The sequence below is a fragment of the Mesorhizobium sp. WSM4306 genome (genome assembly GCF_007003975.1).
GTDB lineage: Bacteria > Pseudomonadota > Alphaproteobacteria > Rhizobiales > Rhizobiaceae > Mesorhizobium.
Genome location: NZ_VFTC01000022.1, coordinates 43,222 through 59,369 on the forward strand (window position 1 = coordinate 43,222; position 16,148 = coordinate 59,369).

20 protein-coding genes and 1 pseudogene are annotated in these 16,148 nt (G+C 62.8%); 15 read left to right on the forward strand and 6 right to left on the reverse strand.

Annotation, left to right across the window (positions count from 1 at the left end):
- Positions 1 to 43: 43 nt before the first annotated feature.
- Both FJV77_RS22905 and FJV77_RS22910 read right to left on the reverse strand, forming a co-directional pair.
- Positions 44 to 958 carry a LysR family transcriptional regulator gene (locus tag FJV77_RS22905; RefSeq protein ID WP_142868884.1) on the reverse strand — a complete coding sequence of 305 codons (915 nt, stop codon included), beginning with the start codon at positions 956 to 958 and terminating at the stop codon, positions 44 to 46.
- Between the two features lie 3 nt (positions 959 to 961).
- Positions 962 to 1,581, reverse strand: a pseudogene (locus FJV77_RS22910) (L,D-transpeptidase).
- Between FJV77_RS22910 and FJV77_RS33055 the strand changes: the two are divergent.
- The 7 genes from FJV77_RS33055 (at position 1,546) to FJV77_RS22940 (ending at position 6,660) form a co-directional block, all read left to right on the forward strand.
- Positions 1,546 to 1,737: a hypothetical protein gene (locus tag FJV77_RS33055; RefSeq protein ID WP_246691350.1), complete on the forward strand. Its 192-nt coding sequence runs from the start codon at positions 1,546 to 1,548 to the stop codon at positions 1,735 to 1,737. The pseudogene FJV77_RS22910 and the gene FJV77_RS33055 overlap by 36 nt on opposite strands.
- A gap of 349 nt (positions 1,738 to 2,086) precedes the next feature.
- Positions 2,087 to 2,563 carry a type III secretion protein gene (locus tag FJV77_RS22915; protein WP_246691351.1) on the forward strand — a complete coding sequence of 159 codons (477 nt, stop codon included), beginning with the start codon at positions 2,087 to 2,089 and terminating at the stop codon, positions 2,561 to 2,563.
- An 18-nt stretch (positions 2,564 to 2,581) separates the two neighbouring features.
- Positions 2,582 to 3,214 (forward strand): hypothetical protein, encoded by a 633-nt coding sequence (locus FJV77_RS22920; RefSeq protein ID WP_142868885.1) that lies wholly within the window; start codon positions 2,582 to 2,584, stop codon positions 3,212 to 3,214.
- A gap of 17 nt (positions 3,215 to 3,231) precedes the next feature.
- Positions 3,232 to 4,065 carry a type III secretion inner membrane ring lipoprotein SctJ gene (sctJ, locus tag FJV77_RS22925; RefSeq protein ID WP_281408594.1) on the forward strand — a complete coding sequence of 278 codons (834 nt, stop codon included), beginning with the start codon at positions 3,232 to 3,234 and terminating at the stop codon, positions 4,063 to 4,065.
- Positions 4,062 to 4,682 carry a SctK family type III secretion system sorting platform protein gene (locus FJV77_RS22930; protein ID WP_142868887.1) on the forward strand — a complete coding sequence of 207 codons (621 nt, stop codon included), beginning with the start codon at positions 4,062 to 4,064 and terminating at the stop codon, positions 4,680 to 4,682. The genes sctJ and FJV77_RS22930 overlap by 4 nt, the downstream gene beginning before the upstream one ends.
- 5 nt (positions 4,683 to 4,687) lie before the next feature.
- A complete protein-coding gene (sctL, locus tag FJV77_RS22935; RefSeq protein ID WP_142868888.1) occupies positions 4,688 to 5,305 on the forward strand; it encodes a type III secretion system stator protein SctL in 618 nt (205 codons plus the stop codon).
- On the forward strand, positions 5,302 to 6,660 hold the full coding sequence (locus FJV77_RS22940; protein ID WP_142868889.1) for a FliI/YscN family ATPase: 1,359 nt from the start codon (positions 5,302 to 5,304) through the stop codon (positions 6,658 to 6,660). Before sctL ends, FJV77_RS22940 begins: the two co-directional genes overlap by 4 nt.
- Here FJV77_RS22940 and FJV77_RS22945 read toward each other — a convergent pair.
- On the reverse strand, positions 6,644 to 7,141 hold the full coding sequence (locus FJV77_RS22945) for a hypothetical protein (protein WP_142868890.1): 498 nt from the start codon (positions 7,139 to 7,141) through the stop codon (positions 6,644 to 6,646). The genes FJV77_RS22940 and FJV77_RS22945 overlap by 17 nt on opposite strands.
- 25 nt (positions 7,142 to 7,166) lie before the next feature.
- On the opposite strand from FJV77_RS22945, the gene sctQ reads away from it, so the two are divergent.
- The 6 genes from sctQ to FJV77_RS22975 all read left to right on the forward strand — a co-directional run bounded on the left by sctQ (position 7,167) and on the right by FJV77_RS22975 (position 11,410).
- Positions 7,167 to 8,261: a type III secretion system cytoplasmic ring protein SctQ gene (gene sctQ, locus FJV77_RS22950; protein ID WP_142868891.1), complete on the forward strand. Its 1,095-nt coding sequence runs from the start codon at positions 7,167 to 7,169 to the stop codon at positions 8,259 to 8,261.
- Positions 8,254 to 8,907, forward strand: a complete 654-nt coding sequence (gene sctR / locus FJV77_RS22955) for a type III secretion system export apparatus subunit SctR (RefSeq protein ID WP_142868892.1) — start codon at positions 8,254 to 8,256, stop codon at positions 8,905 to 8,907. Before sctQ ends, sctR begins: the two co-directional genes overlap by 8 nt.
- Positions 8,908 to 8,925: 18 nt before the next feature.
- On the forward strand, positions 8,926 to 9,195 hold the full coding sequence (locus tag FJV77_RS22960; RefSeq protein ID WP_023758730.1) for a flagellar biosynthetic protein FliQ: 270 nt from the start codon (positions 8,926 to 8,928) through the stop codon (positions 9,193 to 9,195).
- 9 nt (positions 9,196 to 9,204) lie between these two features.
- Positions 9,205 to 10,020, forward strand: coding sequence for a type III secretion system export apparatus subunit SctT (gene sctT, locus FJV77_RS22965; RefSeq protein WP_142868893.1), 816 nt, complete (start codon positions 9,205 to 9,207; stop codon positions 10,018 to 10,020).
- A gap of 170 nt (positions 10,021 to 10,190) precedes the next feature.
- Positions 10,191 to 11,018 carry a DUF1445 domain-containing protein gene (locus FJV77_RS22970; RefSeq protein WP_142868894.1) on the forward strand — a complete coding sequence of 276 codons (828 nt, stop codon included), beginning with the start codon at positions 10,191 to 10,193 and terminating at the stop codon, positions 11,016 to 11,018.
- A gap of 251 nt (positions 11,019 to 11,269) precedes the next feature.
- Positions 11,270 to 11,410: a hypothetical protein gene (locus FJV77_RS22975; RefSeq protein ID WP_142868895.1), complete on the forward strand. Its 141-nt coding sequence runs from the start codon at positions 11,270 to 11,272 to the stop codon at positions 11,408 to 11,410.
- A gap of 46 nt (positions 11,411 to 11,456) precedes the next feature.
- On the opposite strand, the gene FJV77_RS22980 is transcribed toward FJV77_RS22975, so the two are convergent.
- Both FJV77_RS22980 and FJV77_RS22985 read right to left on the reverse strand, forming a co-directional pair.
- Positions 11,457 to 12,572: a Gfo/Idh/MocA family oxidoreductase gene (locus FJV77_RS22980; RefSeq protein WP_142868896.1), complete on the reverse strand. Its 1,116-nt coding sequence runs from the start codon at positions 12,570 to 12,572 to the stop codon at positions 11,457 to 11,459.
- A gap of 23 nt (positions 12,573 to 12,595) precedes the next feature.
- Positions 12,596 to 13,333: a GntR family transcriptional regulator gene (locus tag FJV77_RS22985; protein ID WP_142868897.1), complete on the reverse strand. Its 738-nt coding sequence runs from the start codon at positions 13,331 to 13,333 to the stop codon at positions 12,596 to 12,598.
- A 124-nt stretch (positions 13,334 to 13,457) separates the two neighbouring features.
- Between FJV77_RS22985 and FJV77_RS22990 the strand changes: the two genes are divergently transcribed.
- Both FJV77_RS22990 and FJV77_RS22995 read left to right on the forward strand, forming a co-directional pair.
- Positions 13,458 to 14,615, forward strand: coding sequence for an LLM class flavin-dependent oxidoreductase (locus FJV77_RS22990; protein ID WP_142868898.1), 1,158 nt, complete (start codon positions 13,458 to 13,460; stop codon positions 14,613 to 14,615).
- Complete coding sequence (locus tag FJV77_RS22995) at positions 14,615 to 15,097, forward strand: flavin reductase family protein (RefSeq protein WP_142868899.1); 483 nt, start codon at positions 14,615 to 14,617, stop codon at positions 15,095 to 15,097. Before FJV77_RS22990 ends, FJV77_RS22995 begins: the two co-directional genes overlap by 1 nt.
- On the opposite strand, the gene FJV77_RS23000 is transcribed toward FJV77_RS22995, so the two are convergent.
- Complete coding sequence (locus FJV77_RS23000) at positions 15,082 to 16,146, reverse strand: LacI family DNA-binding transcriptional regulator (RefSeq protein WP_142868900.1); 1,065 nt, start codon at positions 16,144 to 16,146, stop codon at positions 15,082 to 15,084. The genes FJV77_RS22995 and FJV77_RS23000 overlap by 16 nt on opposite strands.
- Between the last annotated feature and the right edge of the window lie 2 nt (positions 16,147 to 16,148).

Genomic DNA, 16,148 nt, shown 5'->3' on the forward strand with positions numbered 1-16,148 from the left:
CGGCCAACCACAGAGTCCGCCAGCGCGTCGCGTCGAACATGCGCTAGGCTTTGCCTGTTCTCGCGGCATAGGCGTGTGCGACGCAGGCGGCCAGCTTTGCCGCCCGCTCCGCTATCGGATTGGAGGGTTCGGAAGCGTAGGAGGCGGTAAACTGCAGGTCGGACGGGTGCCATTCGCAGTCGACAATGCGCAGTTTGCCGCTTGCCGTATATTCCTGGACGACTTCCTCGGGCAGAGAGGCGATGCCGATACCGTTAAGTGTCATCTTGATGGAAGCGGCAAGGGAATTGGCCGGAAAGATACGCGGCGTCTCTTCCAACTCGCCAGTGAGCTTGCGGTAAAGCTCGCTGTAGGGTCTCGTGCTGCGCGCATAGCTGATGATTGGAAACTGCATCAGGTCTTTCAGCGTCAGCTTGCGTCGATTTGGCAATTTCAATTGCGGTGAGCAGACCCAGACCAGTGGAAAGCCTGGCAGCTCGATGTTCTCGATGCTGTATTCCAGAATGGGGCCCATGAGGACTGCAAGATCGAGTCGGTGGGACATGAGTTCATTGCGAAGGGTCGTCGTCGCATCGACGACAATATCCGTATCGACAAGCGGATAGTTCGCCTGCAATTCCCTGAGAAAATCCGGAAGCCATGTGTGCACGATGGATTCGGCAATCCCGAGCCGAAGCACCCCTGCCGTCTCTGAAAGAGAGCTGGCCGCCAGCTGCAGCCGTTCCGCTACGCGCAGGACCCTTTGAGCGGGTGGCAGCAGCCGTTGTCCCTCGGCGGTCAGCCTGACGGTGCTGCTCTGCCGCTCGAACAGCTTGGCACCCAGCGCTTCTTCCAGGCCGGCAATTCGCGTGGAGACCGCGGGTTGCGTCGTGTTGAGGCGCTCCGCCGCCTTTCGAAAGCTTCCGAAAGTCGCCACAAGGAGAAAGGTTTCGAGCTGCTTGATGTTGAAAGGGATCACGTTTCAATGCCGGACAATAATCTGGGCGCCGATCTTTACTCGGTCATATAGGTCGATAACGTCTTCATTGGTCATGCGGATGCAGCCGGAGGAGTTAGCCTTTCCGACGATCCACGGCTGATTGGTACCATGGACGCGATAGAGCGTGTTCCAATATACAACGCGGGGGCGCCCAACGGGTTGTTCGGCCCTCCGGCGACATGCGCGGGCAGGAGGCGGCCTTTGGATGCTTCCCTAGATCGCATTTCGGCCGGCGGCCGCCAGCCCGGCGAGTCTCTCTTGCTCGAAATCGTGTCGCGACCGGACCACTCCAGCCCCTCCTTGCCAACGCCCACCGCGTATCGCAGCGCCTTGCCGTCCCCCAGTACGTAGTACAAGCGCCGCTCCGTGGTGTTGATCACGATCGATCCCTTTGGTTGAGTCTCGCTGAAAGGCACGATCTCCCTTGGGACTGCCGACCACCCGGAGCGAATTTCTTCGCCCGAAGTTCGGTCGGGACCTGAAGGGGAGACCAACACATTTCTTGCCGGATCGTAAGCCCAACTTCTGGGGTCATACCGCTGTTCGATCGGGCCTGCGATGGCGCCATGGCAGCAATCAACGTGGCGGCGAGTGATAGCGATGCACCCAATCTCCGGATGAGTGGCGGGCTGATCGGAATCCTGATTCCGAAAACGCTTGCGAGAGCATCCCAGTTCGCGGGCGAGATCTTGTTTGCCGCCACCGAGACCGATCCCTTCCGCCGAGCATTGAACCGGCGATCACGAACCGGTGATTGATTCCAGCGCGCACCATATCGCTTTGAGGGTCCTTCGCAACATTTGGCACAGGAAGTTAATGCGTAGTCCAATTGGACTTCCAATTTTCCAGTATGCACGATAGAGTGAAATCGGCGGGCAAACCATGAAGCGAGCGACGCGGGTCATCACTCGTGGGTTGCTTGCAATAGGACCAATGTTGACGGTACGCAGTGTCCGCCATGCTGATCGGTTGTCGGGAGCCAGGGCTGCCTTTGTCGGCTGGGGGCTTGCCGTGGTCCTGGCGCTCGGCCTTGCCTCGCAGCACGCACAAGCCGCCGAACCGCGATGGCCCCCGGGTCCCTACAAGTACATCACGGTCGACCAGTCGGTGACAGACGCGCTGGTCGAGCTTGGCCGCAACATGCGGGTGCCCATGCGTGTCAGCAAGCTTGTAAAGGGGCGCCTCAGCGCCGGCATGCCGGTGGGAACGGCCCGCGAGTTTCTGGAAGAGATTTGCAGTCGATACGGGTTGGTTTGGTATTTCGACGGCATTGTCATGAACGTGGCAACCGAAGCCGAAATCCAGACGGAAATGATCCCGCTTGATGCAAACACGGCTGCCGGCGCCGAAGATCGGCTTTCGCGGCTGGGCGTCATCGATCCGAGGTTTCCGGTAAAGGTTTCCAAGCAAGACGATGTCGTCTCGGTATCGGGGCCGCCCTCCTACATCGAACTGGTCAGGAAAACGCTCGGGGTTCCCGCGGCAACGGGCACGAAGCCGGAGCCGGGCAAGGTTGTTTCGGTCCGCGTTTTCCGCGGAAGGCAGGTGGAGGCGTATGATGTCCCCTCCGCCACGAAGAACTAGGGAACGGGAGGCAGGTTCATGCAGATCGCCCCGATTGGAGCCCTGGAGGCTACGCTTGCAAACTTGACCACCAGCATAAGCTCGCAACAGCAGATCACCGCTGGCGCCGCGGCGCAGCCTGGCAACCGGATGGTCGGTGCCAAGCAGGAAAAGCACGACGCCGTGAAGGTCAACACGCCTGAGCGCGGTGATGTCGCCACACGGGCAGGTCAGCAGGTGGCACAAGCGTCGTCCGGTGCCAATCCGGCAACGGCTGGGCAATCTTCCAAGCCGGAAAGGACGGAGCCGATCACCGAACGCCAACTCTTCGACTATCTGGCCGAGACCGAGAAGGCAGGCGGGGGAGCGTCCACGGATCCGTCGGCACTGTTCGGTTCTGCCGTTCGGTCGTTGGAAGGAACCATGCAACAGGTCCAGAAAGCGCTTGGCCAGGCGAACGCCCCCGTGAACGCTGATGCAGCCACGGTGCCGGAGGCCACCGGCAAGACGGCCCTGCCAGGCAAGGAAGGCGAAAATTCCCCGGCAAGGAATGCCGAGCAACTCCTCGAACGATCCATTTCGGTGATGTGGGCAGCCGCCAATCTCGAGGTGGTGACGAGCAGCGTGACGGCCGTCACGTCATCGACCAGCACGCTGATCAAACAACAGTAAATGCCACGGAGTGTTTCGTGCCAGCGCTAACCCTGCCGTGGCGGTCAACGCTACTGAATCGATGCGGCGCCCGGTGGCGCATTGGGCTCGTTGTCATGGGTATGCTGGTGCTGCAGGCGTGCTCGGTGGAGCTGTATTCCAACCTCAGCCAGCGGCAGGCCAACGAGATCGTGGCTACGCTGGTGCGCCACGGGATTCCGGCCCAACGCGAGACCGCCAAAGATGGGAAAATGACGGTTTCCGTGCAGAAAGACCGGTTCGCCGAAGCAATGGCGATTCTGGATGAAAGCGGATTGCCCAGACAGGAATTCCAGACGCTGGGCGACGTGTTCAAGAGAGGTGGGCTTGTGTCCTCGCCGGTGGAAGAGCGGGCGGCGATGATCTATGGCCTGAGCCAGGAACTGTCGCAGACGATCTCGGATATCGACGGCGTGCTTTCCGCGCGTGTTCATCTCGTCTTGCCCGAAAACGATCCGCTGAGACAGCAGCTGGTGCCGTCATCTGCCTCCGTCTTCATTCGGCATCGCGCATCGGTTCCGATGAATGAGCTCATCCCACAGGTCAAGATGCTGGTGGCCAAGGGTATCGCCGGACTGACCTATGACAACGTTTCCGTCACCCTCATTCCGGTAACGGCGACGGCCCCCGAGCAGGGAACCGGCGAGGCGGGCTTCACGACGTTCCTCGGCCTCTGGCTGCATCCGGACAGCGTCGTCGCCGCGATGTGGCTGTTCTACGGCATGGCGGCGGCCATCCTCGCGCTGGCTGCCCGGCTTGCCTACGTGCAGTGGTACCGACAGCCCGGCGTCTATGCGCTTGATGCTTCGGCAATGCCTGTGAAGAAGACATGACCCAGACCGGCTCGAAGCAAACCGCCAGCCCGCAATGGCAGGCATTCGTGTCCAACCCCGCATCCTATGTGGATGCGGCCAGGCTCGCGGAATGCCTTGACGGAACGATCGGCGAGGCTGCCTGCCAGCGCATGCTGCGGTCGCGACGCCTGCATGAACGATTGTCGCAGCTTCTGATCGAGCGTCATGGGCTCTCTTCAGCAATCGAAGAGCCGGCCGACGAGGTCGATCGGGCGATCGCCTTGTCCTCAGGCGAGGCGCTGGAGGAACTTGCGCTTCGCGCCGGCGCGATCTACTGGGCCGGCAGTCTGGCCGCCGTCATTGTTGGACGCGAAGCGGCCGCGTGGCAGGCAGCGCTTGGCACGGATCTCTGCGCTTTCGCGGTCGCCAACCGCGATCTGGCCGGTCCGCTGCAGCGGTTGGAGTCCCCGGAAGACATTTACGGTCGTGTCTATGCCGACGGCCTGAGTTGCCTTGGCGCCTGGTGCCAGGCGGTGCCTGGCGATACGAGCATGCGGGTGCGCCTCAAGCTGGTGCCGCACGAGCTTGTCGACCAGACGGTGGCCGAACAATTCGCCGAGCGCGGCCCCGCCATTGTCCGGCGAGCGATGAGCTAGACGCGATGGTCGAACCGGGCAAAGCGACAGATGCCGTCCCGAGGCGCCCCTACGCCCGGATCCTGCGCGCCGCCGAGGTGCGCGCGCTGCAAGACGGGCATGCCTTTCTCGATGAAGCAAGGCGCGATGCGCAGCAGTTGCGTGACGCCGCACGGCGAGCCTATGCGGCTGAATATGCGCAGGGCTATGAAGACGGCAAAGCGCAGGGCGATGCGGACGCCACGCGGTTGATGAGCGAGACAGCGGTCAAGGTGGATCGCTATTTTGGCGGGCTGGAAGCCGAAGTCATCAGCCTCGCCCTCGATGTCGTCAGGCGAATGCTTGGAGAGTTCGACGTCGGCACGCTTGTCGCCAAGGCCGCAAGGCAGGCCGTGACAGAAATTCGCCGCGCCAAATATCTGAAAGTCCGGGTTCATCCGGCTTCCGTCGACAGGGTTCGCGATGAGCTGGACACGGTCCTGCGCGAGAGTGATCTGGGCATGACGGTCGAGATCGACGCGGATGACGCATTGGCGGCCGGTGCCTGCATTGTTTCGACTGACTTTGCCGTCGTCGATGCGAGCATCGACGCGCAGCTCCAAGCCATGGCTGCCGCGATTGCGTCAAAGGCGGAGGTTCCATGACCGAGCCCGCTGTCGATATCGAAAGCCGTCTGGCCTCCATCATTCCGAACCTGCGTTCCGCACTCCGCGACGATGCCAGCCGGCCCAGGAAGGGGCGTGTACGGCGGGCCACCGGCACGGTCATCCATGCGACCATGGAGGAAGCCCGGATCGGCGAGATATGCGAACTGGTCGACCCCAGGACCGGCAAGACGACCAAGGCGGAAGTCGTCGGCCTCGTGGACGACATGGCGATCCTTGTTCCGCTTGGCGATCTGACCGGTCTTTCAAGCCTGACGGAGGTCGTTGCGACCGGCAAGGACCAGCGGGTGCCCGTCGGTCCCGGGCTTCTTGGTCGGGTGATCAGCGCGTTCGGCGAGCCATTGGATGGCAAGCCGCTTTCGCCCGGTGGCATCACCGGCAGCTATCCGGTCAATGCCTATCCGCCATCTCCGCTGGAACGCAGCTTGATTTCCGACCCGATCCAGCTCGGAATCCGCGCCCTCGACGGGCTTCTCACCTGCGCGCGCGGGCAGCGCGTCGGCATCTTCGGCGAACCCGGCGTCGGCAAATCGATCCTGCTTTCCGATATCGTCAGCGGCACCGATGCCGATGTGGCCGTAGTCGCCCTTGTCGGAGAGCGCGGACGTGAAGTGCGCGAATTCCTCGAGCAACAGCTCGGGCCGGAAGGGCGGCAGCGCGCAATCGTCGTCGTCGCGACCTCCGACCGGCCTGCCATCGAGCGCGTCAAGGCCGCCTATGTGGCGACCAGCATTGCCGAATATTTTCGCGACCAGGGCAAGCACGTGCTGCTTGCAATGGACAACATAACGCGGTTTGCCCGTGCGCAGCGCGAAATTGGCCTGGCCTCGGGCGAGCCACCGACGCGTCGCGGCTTTCCGTCTTCGCTGTTCGCGGTCTTGCCGCGTCTGCTCGAGCGCTCGGGCCCCGGTCGCGTCGGGTCCATCACGAGCCTCTACAGCGTTCTTCTGGAAGGCGACGGCACGCTGGATCCGGTTGCCGAGGAAATTCAGGCGCTCCTCGATGGCCACGTCTTCCTGTCGAACGAACTTGCGCAGCGGAACCATTTCCCGGCCATTGACGTCTTGCGCAGCCGAAGCCGCCTCATGGACGCGGTTGTGCAGCCGGCCCATCGGTCCGACGCCAGCCACCTGCGTGCGCTGCTTGCCCGCTACGCCGACATCGAACTTCTCCTGCGGGTCGGTGAATACGAAAAGGGCAGCGATGCCTTGGCGGACGAGGCCGTGGCGAAGATCGATGCCATCAACGCCTTTCTGCGCCAGGGGTCCGCCACACATGAGAGCATCGAGAAGACGCGCCAACGCATGCGGGAAATCGTCAATGAAAGATCGTGACATGATCGCCCGATTGCGCGACCTGAGACGCCGCCGCGAAGAACGCGCGAAGGAAGGCGTAATCAAAAGGCACGCCGCTGCGCACCGGGCGACGAGGGAGGTTCAGGAGGCGGCCGCCGCTGTCACCGAACACCTCCAGCGCACGGTTGACGCCGAAGAGGCGGCGTTCGGTTCGCTTGTTGGACAGCCGGTAAAGGCTGCCAGCCTCCATCGACTTCAAGGACGGTTCGAAATCGCTGCCAGAAAAACCGGGCAGTTGCGGGAAAACGAGAAGATGGCCGGCGTCGCCGAGGAACGGCGGAAAGTAGAGTTGTCGGCAGCCCGCGATGATCATCGTGCGAGCACGAAAGCGGTGACGAAGCTGGACGGGCTGCTGGAGCATCTGACCAAACGCAGCGCGCGCCGTCGCCTCGCTCTTTCCGAGCTTTTCGAGGAAGAGGAACGCGGCCCGCCGCGCTTGCCCGCAGAACGATAGCCCCATCCGTGATCGTGGATATGGAAGTGTAATGCCTCAAGCCCTGGCGTCGGCAAAAACGAAAGCGCGCGGAAAACCGGCCAGACTGCCGGGCGTCGGCGAACGGTTGACACTGGAATCTGTCGCGGCCGTGGACGTCGGCGCATTGAATGTCTTCTACCGCCGCCGCACTCCCGCGCAGATCACCATCGCGGGGAAGGCAATGACGATCGCTGCCGTCTGGCCGGCGCCGAACCCCGCGGACCAGCGGCTGTGCACGATTGCGTTCACGCTCGCAGACAAGGTCGCCAAATTGCGCCTGCCGCTTTCTGTCGTCGAAAGGGCCCTCGCCAAGGCGGACGAACTGGTCGACATGAAACGATTGGCGCCCACTCACGCCGCACTGCTGCTGGAATCCGCATTCGAAGAAGATCTCGAAAGGATCGAGGACAAGCTGGGTGAGAGGATCGCACTGACCTCGGTTGAACGAACAGATACCGTCTCCGAGCAAACCCCGTTGGCCTTTGTGCTGACTGGCAACGACGAAACGATAGACTGCGTGTTGAACACGAATGACACCGGCCTGGCGGTTCGGATCGGCCGCCTTCTCGACGAGATCGGCAAGGCGAGGCCGCCGATCCCGACCGAATTCCCGCTGCTGGTCTGCCTTCGGCGTGGAGCGCTGACGATCAGCCTTGGCGAGCTTCAAAGCCTGGAGCCTGGCGATGTGGTGCTTTTCAGGGATGCGGAGGAAGAACGCACCGCGGCACTCATCATTGCCGAGCACCTGTATGCACCGGTGGCCTTGACTGCCGGGGGGCCGCAATTGCTTGCCGCGCCTTCTGCAATCGCCGGATCGAATTGGGAGTGGACCATGAATCAGAACACGCCGCCGCCAGCCGGCCAGACATTGGAAGAGTCGACTCTGGACGAGCTGCCGGTCGCGCTTGCCTTCGAGATCGGCCGCACGGCGATGCCTCTCGGGGAGGTAAGGCAGCTTGCGCCCGGCGCCATCGTTACGCTTACCGACGTGACGAACGAGACTGTCGACATCATCGCCAACGGCAAGCGGGTCGGTCGTGGCGAGATCGTGCGGATTGGGGAAAACCTGGGCGTGCGGATCGTCCGTATGTTCGACAATGCTTGAGAATTCGCCCAACCTGCTTGGAATTCTGATCGCTGTCGGCTTTGTCGGGTTGCTGCCGCTGGCCGTCGTCACGATGACGGGCTTCTTGAAAATTTCGGTTGTGCTATTTCTCGTCCGCAACGCGCTTGGCGTCCAGCAGATGCCGCCCAATCTGGTGCTCTACGGCATAGCGCTCGTGCTTACCGTCTATGTCACCACGCCGTTGCTGAGCGAGATGTCGGGGCGACTTCAGGAAGGGCAAGTTCAGTTCCAGACCACGGACGACCTTGCCAGGGCGGCGCAACTGGTCAGGGAACCATTGCAGCGACATCTCATGAAATTCACCCAGCCGGAAGAGCGGCAGTTCTTTCTCGATGGCACCAGTCGCCTGTGGCCGGAACGGGCGCGGCAGAATCTCAAGGACGATGATCTCTCGATCCTTGTTCCGGCCTTTGTCGCGTCCGAGCTTACCCGTGCCTTCGAGATCGGCTTCCTGCTTTATCTTCCTTTCCTCATCATCGATATCGTTGTTGCGAATGTCCTGATGACGCTCGGCATGATCATGGTCTCGCCGGTTCTCATTTCGATCCCGCTGAAACTGTTCCTTTTCGTCGCCATCAATGGCTGGTCGCGGCTGATGCATGGCCTCATCCTGAGTTACGTCTGACGCCGCTGGAGGGTTTGCATGAGCAATGACTTCATCCTGGCGAAGGTCCAGAGCGCCCTTCTGACGGTGCTGCTCGCGTCCAGTCCCGCGATCATCGCGGCGCTCGCTGTCGGCATCCTTGTCGGCCTTGCCCAGGCGCTGACGCAGATTCAGGACCAGTCGCTGCCGCAGACGATCAAGCTCGTCGTGATCCTGCTCGTCATCATCGTCTTCGGTCCGCTGCTCGGTCAGCAGATCGCGGAGCAGGCCTCGACGGCGCTGGACGAATTCCCCGTCGTCACGCGCTGAGGCAAGCGGATGTCGGTCGAACCACTCTTCGCGTCTGTCAAGGAGCTCCAGTTCTATCTTCTGGCAGGTGCTTTCGCGCTCGCACGCCTGACCGGTTTCATGCTCCTGATGCCGCTCTTTTCGCGTGTGCCGTTATCCGGGCTTCTGCGCAACGGCGTGGCCCTGGCATTGGCGGTTCCGGTCTTTCCGATGATCGTGACCAAGGTGACGAACACCGATATCGCGATGACGATGATCGTCCTGTACATGCTCAAGGAGGTCGTTGTCGGGGTGACGCTTGGGCTGGCAATGGGCATACCGTTCTGGGCGGCGGAGGCTGCGGGCGATATCCTGGATCTGCAGCGCGGGTCCTCGATGGGGACCCTGATCGACCCGATGATGACCCATGAGACGAGTGCCACCGGCACCTTGCTCGCCGTCATCATGGTCACGATCTATCTGGCGGCCGGTGGCCTGCAGCTTTCCCTGACCAGCCTCTACGACAGCTACGGCCTTTGGCCGATCGACCAACTTCTGCCTGTGTTCAGCAAGGATGCTGCCGGGATATTTCTCGATCTGCTGAATCGCATCCTGGTGATGGCACTGACCCTCGTTTTTCCGGTCGTCGTCAGCATGCTCCTGTCCGACATTGTGCTGGCTTTCCTGGCGCGCGCCTCGCCGCACTTGAATGTTTTTGCGCTCTCACTGGTCGTCAAGACGCTGGTGTTCAGCCTCGTCCTTGTCCTCTACGCGGCTTTCCTGCTCTTCTACATGAACCGAGACCTGGGTTTTCTGCACGAAGCAGGCCGACAGATAGAAGCGATCGGCTGCCGCGGTTGTCAATGACAATAACAGCTTTATGAGCAGAGGCTAATAATAGTTGAAGTCTCTGTTGGCCGACCAATAAATACAATTTATCGACGAGGAAAGATTCTGATAATTTGACAAGCGGCCGGCCCGTCGATGATCTTACGCGCTCTCGACGTGTCTCTGAACATGCATATGCCTCGGAAGCCATGGCTCGCCAGACCACTTCATTGATCTATGAGGATTTGCGACTGGTCGATGCAGACAGGCTGCGCAGACTGGTTAGAATGGGTGCCTATGAAGGGCATACGGGAGGGCTTGCGCGCGGCAAGCTCCAGGCCAATGTCGTGATTGTGCCGCGCAGCTTCTCCAGCGATTTCCATCAGTTTTGCGTCCGCAACCCGAAACCCTGTCCTTTGGTGGGCGTGAGCCGCGCCGGCAGTCCATTGCTCCCGACTCTGGGTGACATCGATATCCGCACCGATGCGCCCCAGTACAACATTTATTGCTTCGGCGAGATGATCCATCGGAAAACCGACATCATCGACCTGTGGCGAGATGACTTTGCCGTTTTCGCGTTGGGCAGCTCGCTTACCGTCGAAGCCGCCCTTGCCGAGAAGGGCATCAAACTCCGCAGCATCGGATGCGGCAAAGCCTTGCCCAAATTCCGGACCAGGATCGAGACGCACGGCGTCGGATCCTTTGGTGGTGAAATGGTCGTCTCCATGCGCCCGATAAGGCGTTGCGACGTCGACAAGGTTCGCGTCCTCACCGCACGCTTCCCGCATGCCCACGGCTCTCCTATCCACGTCGGAGAGCCCACCATCATTGGGATAAAAGACTTGATGGCCCCCGACTGGGGTGACGCGGTCGAGATCATGGAAGGGGAGGTTCCTGTATTTTGGGCCAGTAGCCTGACCGCCCAAGATGCTCTCGCTCGTGCCGAACTCGCAATCTCGATCACCGTCTCGCCGGGGCACATGCTGATCACGGACTTGGATGCGCGAGCAGATGCAGGCGCTTTCAAGGTCTATTAGCAAGCGCAAGGCAGTCATCTCGACCCTTCAAGAGAGACTGCGCGGACCCACTGTCGGCCTCCGCCAGGAGCAAAAAATCGTCCGATTGGTCCCGATAGTTGGCGAAACCTCGGAAGATTTTTCGTGCCAGTTCTTGAGCGTGCCTATCATGACGAGCATCTTTCCTACGCCGGCCCGAGACTCATCGGCGCGACAGGTGTAGCCACCAAGCGCGTGGTCGGCCGGCGTTTGCGCCACCGCCCTACCATTTGATGTCCGAAGTAAGCTTTCCGACGATCGATGCACTGAAAAGCTGTGCAGCGTCCAAGGGCGGCAAGGAAGCCTTGGAGCACGCCGCGTCGTTCAGTTCCGGCGGCGCGCCGACGATCATCGTCGTCACCGACGAGACTTAATACTCGTCGCGACACAATCCAACAGGCGCAAGGGTTGGCTCCTGAATCAGATCGGCAACGCGAATTCTGCAGCGAGTTCGATGGCACGGCCTTCTCGGGCCGATCTTTGGGCGGCGAGGCCCATGATGACAGCCCACCAGCCGTCCTGTGGCGTCACCTCGACCTGGCCTTGCCCGCGAACCGCGGCGGCGAAGCGCACATGCTGGAAATAGGTCGAACCATTGTGATCGCCCGCTGCGAGAAGCCGGGGGGCGACCGGGATCTCCAGCAGGCGCGGTCCGGGCGGATTACGTGGACTGACGATCAGCTGCGGCCTGGGGGCGTCGCCGAGATGCTTCGGCCAGAAGCGCCCCGGCCCGGGCACCAGACATTCTATCTTTCCGTTGCCGCCGACGGCAGTGAGTTCCTCCTGGTAGCGGCTGCCTTCGGCGAACATGCACAGTTCCAGCATGGCGCACGCGCCGCTGGCGAAGTCGACGAGCACATAGCCATGGTCGAGAATATCCGGCGTCTTGCCGTCGTAGCGCTCGTCGAGATGGTTCACCGCCAGTCCGGCGCTCGCCATCACGCGAACAGGGTCGGATTTGAGTATCAGCCGCATCAGGTCGAAGAAGTGGCAGCATTTCTCGACGAAGGTGCCGCCGGTGTTGCGGTTGAAGCGGTTCCAGTCGCCGACCTTGGCCAGAAAGGGGAAGCGATGCTCGCGAATGGTCAGCATGCGGATGCCGCCGGTGGCATCGGCGGCCTGCTCGAGGAAGGCGGCGACCGGCGGCATGTAGCGGTATTCCATCGCCACCCACACCAGCGGCAACCGGGCGGTCAGGGCCGCAATTCGCCCCGCATCGGCGGCGTCGGTGAACAGCGGCTTTTCCACCAGCACCGGCAGCGGGCGCAGCGCCGCGATCTCCTCCAACTGGGCGAGGTGACGGTGGTTGGGGCTGGCGATCAAGATGCAGTCGACCGCGTCCACGGCCAGCAGCCCGGCAATCGAGTTAGCCGGGCGGGCGCCCGGCGTCAGCGCCAGCGCCTGCGCCAGCATTTCGGGGTCGGGCTCGAAAATCGCGACCACATGAGCGTCAGGCAGCAGCGCGATGTTGCGGATGTGCTCTTGGCCCATCATGCCGCAGCCGATGATGCCGTAGCCGATCGATAATTTGGTCACGCGGCGCCTTTCCTTTTTCAGGTCTATTTGAAACGGGTGACGTAGCGCGCCACGTCCGGATCGAACCAACTCCGGGAATATTCCACGCTGGCTCCGTCATCGGCCCAGGCGATGCGCTCGATGAAGCCTACCACCGTTCCCGCCAGCGGCCTGAAATCGGTCGGCGCCCAGCCGGGCGCGGGCGCGACGGAGATGCGATCCTCGGCGCGGGCAACCGAGAAGCCAAGCGCGAGCCGGTAATGGAGATAGAGCGATTCCGAGATGTCATCGCGGTCGATCCGCTCGGCGCGGCTGGCGTCGAGCCAGATCTCCTCAACCGCGGCCGGCTCGCCATCGAGCCGCCGCAGCCGGCGGATGCGGTGGGCCTCGCGCGCGCTTCCGAATTCCAGCAGGTCGGACGATTTCGACAGCCGGTCGACCGACAGCACCTCCGCGGTCGGCAGCCCGCCGCCGTCGATGCGCTCCAGCCGGAAGAAGGCATAGACCCCGAGCAGGTCGCCGCTCGCCCGCACATAATTGCCCGATCCCTGAATGCGGTCGAGCAGGCCTTTCTCGGTCAGGTCGGCCAGCGCGCGCCGGAGCGTGCCGACGGCGATCCCCAGGTTTTGCGCCATCTCGCGCTCAGTGGGCAGCCGTGCGCCGTCGGCAAGCCGGCCAGCGGCGATTTCGCGGATCAGCATTTCGCTGATCTGAAGGTGCACCGGTAGTGGCCCGCGCAACTGGCTGGATCGATGGCCGGGGTCGGCCCTGGTCAACTGCATTCTGCTCCTCAGTGGATCTTAGCCTCTGCCCGCAAAATTGATACAGTATTGATCTACATAAAACCCGATGCTACGCAAGTCCCATTCGCACTGCCCAAGCCAGCGACCTTCCAAGAGAGCGGCCATGACCATCGTCCCCATCACCTCGCCGGATCTCGACGCAGCCGAAATCTCCTGGTTTGCCGCGCTCTGCTCGGACGATTACCGCCATCTCGGCGTGCCGGACGGCGCGCTGCGCTCGAGTTGGGCGCATTGCTCCGAGATCGTGAAGACGTCGGAGGAACTCGGCTTCCGCAACATTCTGTGTCCATCGTCCTACCAGGTCGGCCAGGACACGCTGAGCTTCGTTGCCGGCTGCGCGCCGATCACGTCGAAGATCAATCTGCTGGCGGCCGTGCGCTGCGGCGAGATGCAGCCCATCATGCTGGCGCGTACGGTTGCCACGCTGGACCATATGCTGGAAGGCCGGCTGACGCTGAACGTCATCTCGTCGGATTTTCCCGGCGAGACAGCCGTAAGCGCCTACCGCTACCAGCGCTCGCGCGAGGTGGTACAGATCCTGCGCCAGGCCTGGACACGGGACAGCATTGATTTCGAGGGTGAGATCTATCGTTTCAAAGGGGTCTCAACGGCGCCGGCCAAGCCCTATCAGCAGAATGGCGGTCCGCTGCTCTATTTCGGCGGCTATTCGCCGGATGCGCTCGAACTTTGCGCCGAACAGTGCGACGTCTATCTGATGTGGCCGGAAACCAGGGAGGAACTGGCCAAAAGCATGAAGGCCGTGCATGAGCGCGCCGCGCGGCACGGGCGCACGCTCGACTACGGCCTGCGCATCCACATGATCGTGCGCGACACCGAGGCCGAGGCGAAGGAATACGCGCGCGAACTGGTTTCGAAGCTGGACGACGAACAGGGCAGGGCGATCCGCGAACGGGCGCTCGACGCCCGATCGCTCGGCGTATCGCACCAGGCCAGGAACCGCGAGATCGCCGACGCGGAAGGCTATGTCGAGCCGCATTTGTGGACGGGCGTCGGGCGGGCGCGTTCAGGCTGCGGCGCGGCCCTTGTCGGCTCGGTCGACCAGGTGCTGTCGGAAATCGAGGCCTACAGGAAAATGGGCATCCGCGCCTTCATCTTCTCCGGCTATCCGCATCTCGATGAGGCGCGGCATTTCGGCACCAAGGTGCTGCCACAGCTCAAGACCTGTTCGCTGCCGCATGCCTATGGCCGGGTGCCGGACGAGATGCCGGCCACGCCGTTGGGAACCGGGGAGCGGCACTGATGGAACATGTCGTGTTTGATCCCGGCAGTCTGCGCAACGCGTTCGGGCGCTTCGCCACCGGTGTCACGGTGGTCACCGCCGGCACGGCCGGCGGGCCGCTTGCCATCACCGCCAACAGCTTCTCGTCGGTGTCACTCGATCCGCCTTTGGTGCTGTGGTCGATCGGGCGCCACTCACGCCGCTTCGATGCTTTTGCCAGCGCCGCCCACTACGCCATCCACGTGCTGGCGCAGGATCAGGCCGATCTGTGCTGGCGCTTCTCGAAATCCGGCTCCGACTTTGCCGGTCTCGACCTCGCCTGGAACGCTCATGGGGTACCGCTGCTGCCGCGGGCGCTGGCGCGGTTCGAATGCAGCGTCGCCGACCGCTTCCCGGCCGGCGATCACATGATCCTGCTGGGGCGCGTGCTGGAACTGGAGACGCAGGACGGTTCGCCGCTGCTGTTTGCCGGCGGCACGTCGCAGGCTCAAGGCGCCGGCTGATGTCGGCCGGCGCCGGCCCGGGCTGGTGCCGTCGACTGGCGCACCACCAGATTGCAGGCAAGCTCGACGCGGCGCGGCAGCCCCGAATGGGCCATGTCATCGAGCAGCAGGCTGAGTGCTGCCGAGCCGATCTCGCGCATGGGAATGTGCATCGCCGTCAGCGGCGGGCTGCAGAAGGCCGCCAGCGGCAGGTCGTCCATACCGACGACGGAGACATCGGCGGGTACCGTATAGCCGGCCTCCTGGACGCCGGCGATGGCGCCGAAGGCCAGGCTGTCGCCGGCTGTCAGCACGGCGGTGAAGTCGAGACCACGCGCGGCGATGCGCTCTTTCACCGCCTTGCTGGCAAGTTCGGGCAGCCAATCCTGCACCTCGACCACGAGATCCTCGAAGCCGGCCGCGCCGCTGGCCACCAAAGCATCGCGCCAGCCTTCGTAGCGGCGCTCGATGGTGCGCCGGCCGCGCCGCATCAGAAACAGGATGCGGCGGTGGCCAAGGCCGATGAGATGCTGCGCGGCAAGCATGGCGGCGGAGCGGTTGCAGGGCGTGACCGAGGAGTGGCGCATCGAGGGATCGTCGCCGTTGACGAGCACGATCGGCTTGGAAAATCCGGCCGCCAGCGTCAGCACGTCGTCATCATCCAGCGTCAGGAACAAGCAGCCGGCGACGCTGTCGTCGCGCTCGGATTCGCGCAGCAGCGCGATTTCATCCTCTGGCGTCGAGACCGGCCGGGTCACCAGTTCGACGCCGAGCAGCCGGGCGCGTTCGTTGAGCCCGTCGAGCACGTGGTAGGTGAACTGGCTGCGGGCGCTGTCGACCATGGCCACGCTGCTTGCCGCCAGGATCACCTTGCGACCGGCGACCGAGGCCGGGATGGCGTAGTTCATCGATTTCGCCGTCTCGATAATGGTGGTGCGCAGTTCTTCGCGCACGCCGCCGACACCGCTCAGCGCCCGCGAGGCGGTGCTGACCGAGACACCGCAGCGCGCCGCGATCTCCTCGAGTCGAATGCGGCGGCTGGGGCGACCCCTTTTGCCTTGGACTGTCATGT

Coding starts and splice junctions, on each gene's coding strand:
- FJV77_RS33055 (WP_246691350.1), top strand. CDS start 1,546: ATGGCAGCAATCAACGTGGCGGCGAGTGATAGCGATGCACCCAATCTC.
- FJV77_RS22920 (WP_142868885.1), top strand. CDS start 2,582: ATGCAGATCGCCCCGATTGGAGCCCTGGAGGCTACGCTTGCAAACTTG.
- FJV77_RS22930 (WP_142868887.1), top strand. CDS start 4,062: ATGACCCAGACCGGCTCGAAGCAAACCGCCAGCCCGCAATGGCAGGCA.
- sctL (WP_142868888.1), top strand. CDS start 4,688: ATGGTCGAACCGGGCAAAGCGACAGATGCCGTCCCGAGGCGCCCCTAC.
- FJV77_RS22940 (WP_142868889.1), top strand. CDS start 5,302: ATGACCGAGCCCGCTGTCGATATCGAAAGCCGTCTGGCCTCCATCATT.
- FJV77_RS22945 (WP_142868890.1), bottom strand. CDS start 7,141: ATGGGGCTATCGTTCTGCGGGCAAGCGCGGCGGGCCGCGTTCCTCTTC.
- sctQ (WP_142868891.1), top strand. CDS start 7,167: ATGCCTCAAGCCCTGGCGTCGGCAAAAACGAAAGCGCGCGGAAAACCG.
- sctR (WP_142868892.1), top strand. CDS start 8,254: ATGCTTGAGAATTCGCCCAACCTGCTTGGAATTCTGATCGCTGTCGGC.
- FJV77_RS22960 (WP_023758730.1), top strand. CDS start 8,926: ATGAGCAATGACTTCATCCTGGCGAAGGTCCAGAGCGCCCTTCTGACG.
- sctT (WP_142868893.1), top strand. CDS start 9,205: ATGTCGGTCGAACCACTCTTCGCGTCTGTCAAGGAGCTCCAGTTCTAT.
- FJV77_RS22970 (WP_142868894.1), top strand. CDS start 10,191: ATGGCTCGCCAGACCACTTCATTGATCTATGAGGATTTGCGACTGGTC.
- FJV77_RS22975 (WP_142868895.1), top strand. CDS start 11,270: ATGTCCGAAGTAAGCTTTCCGACGATCGATGCACTGAAAAGCTGTGCA.
- FJV77_RS22985 (WP_142868897.1), bottom strand. CDS start 13,333: ATGCAGTTGACCAGGGCCGACCCCGGCCATCGATCCAGCCAGTTGCGC.
- FJV77_RS22990 (WP_142868898.1), top strand. CDS start 13,458: ATGACCATCGTCCCCATCACCTCGCCGGATCTCGACGCAGCCGAAATC.
- FJV77_RS22995 (WP_142868899.1), top strand. CDS start 14,615: ATGGAACATGTCGTGTTTGATCCCGGCAGTCTGCGCAACGCGTTCGGG.
- FJV77_RS23000 (WP_142868900.1), bottom strand. CDS start 16,146: ATGACAGTCCAAGGCAAAAGGGGTCGCCCCAGCCGCCGCATTCGACTC.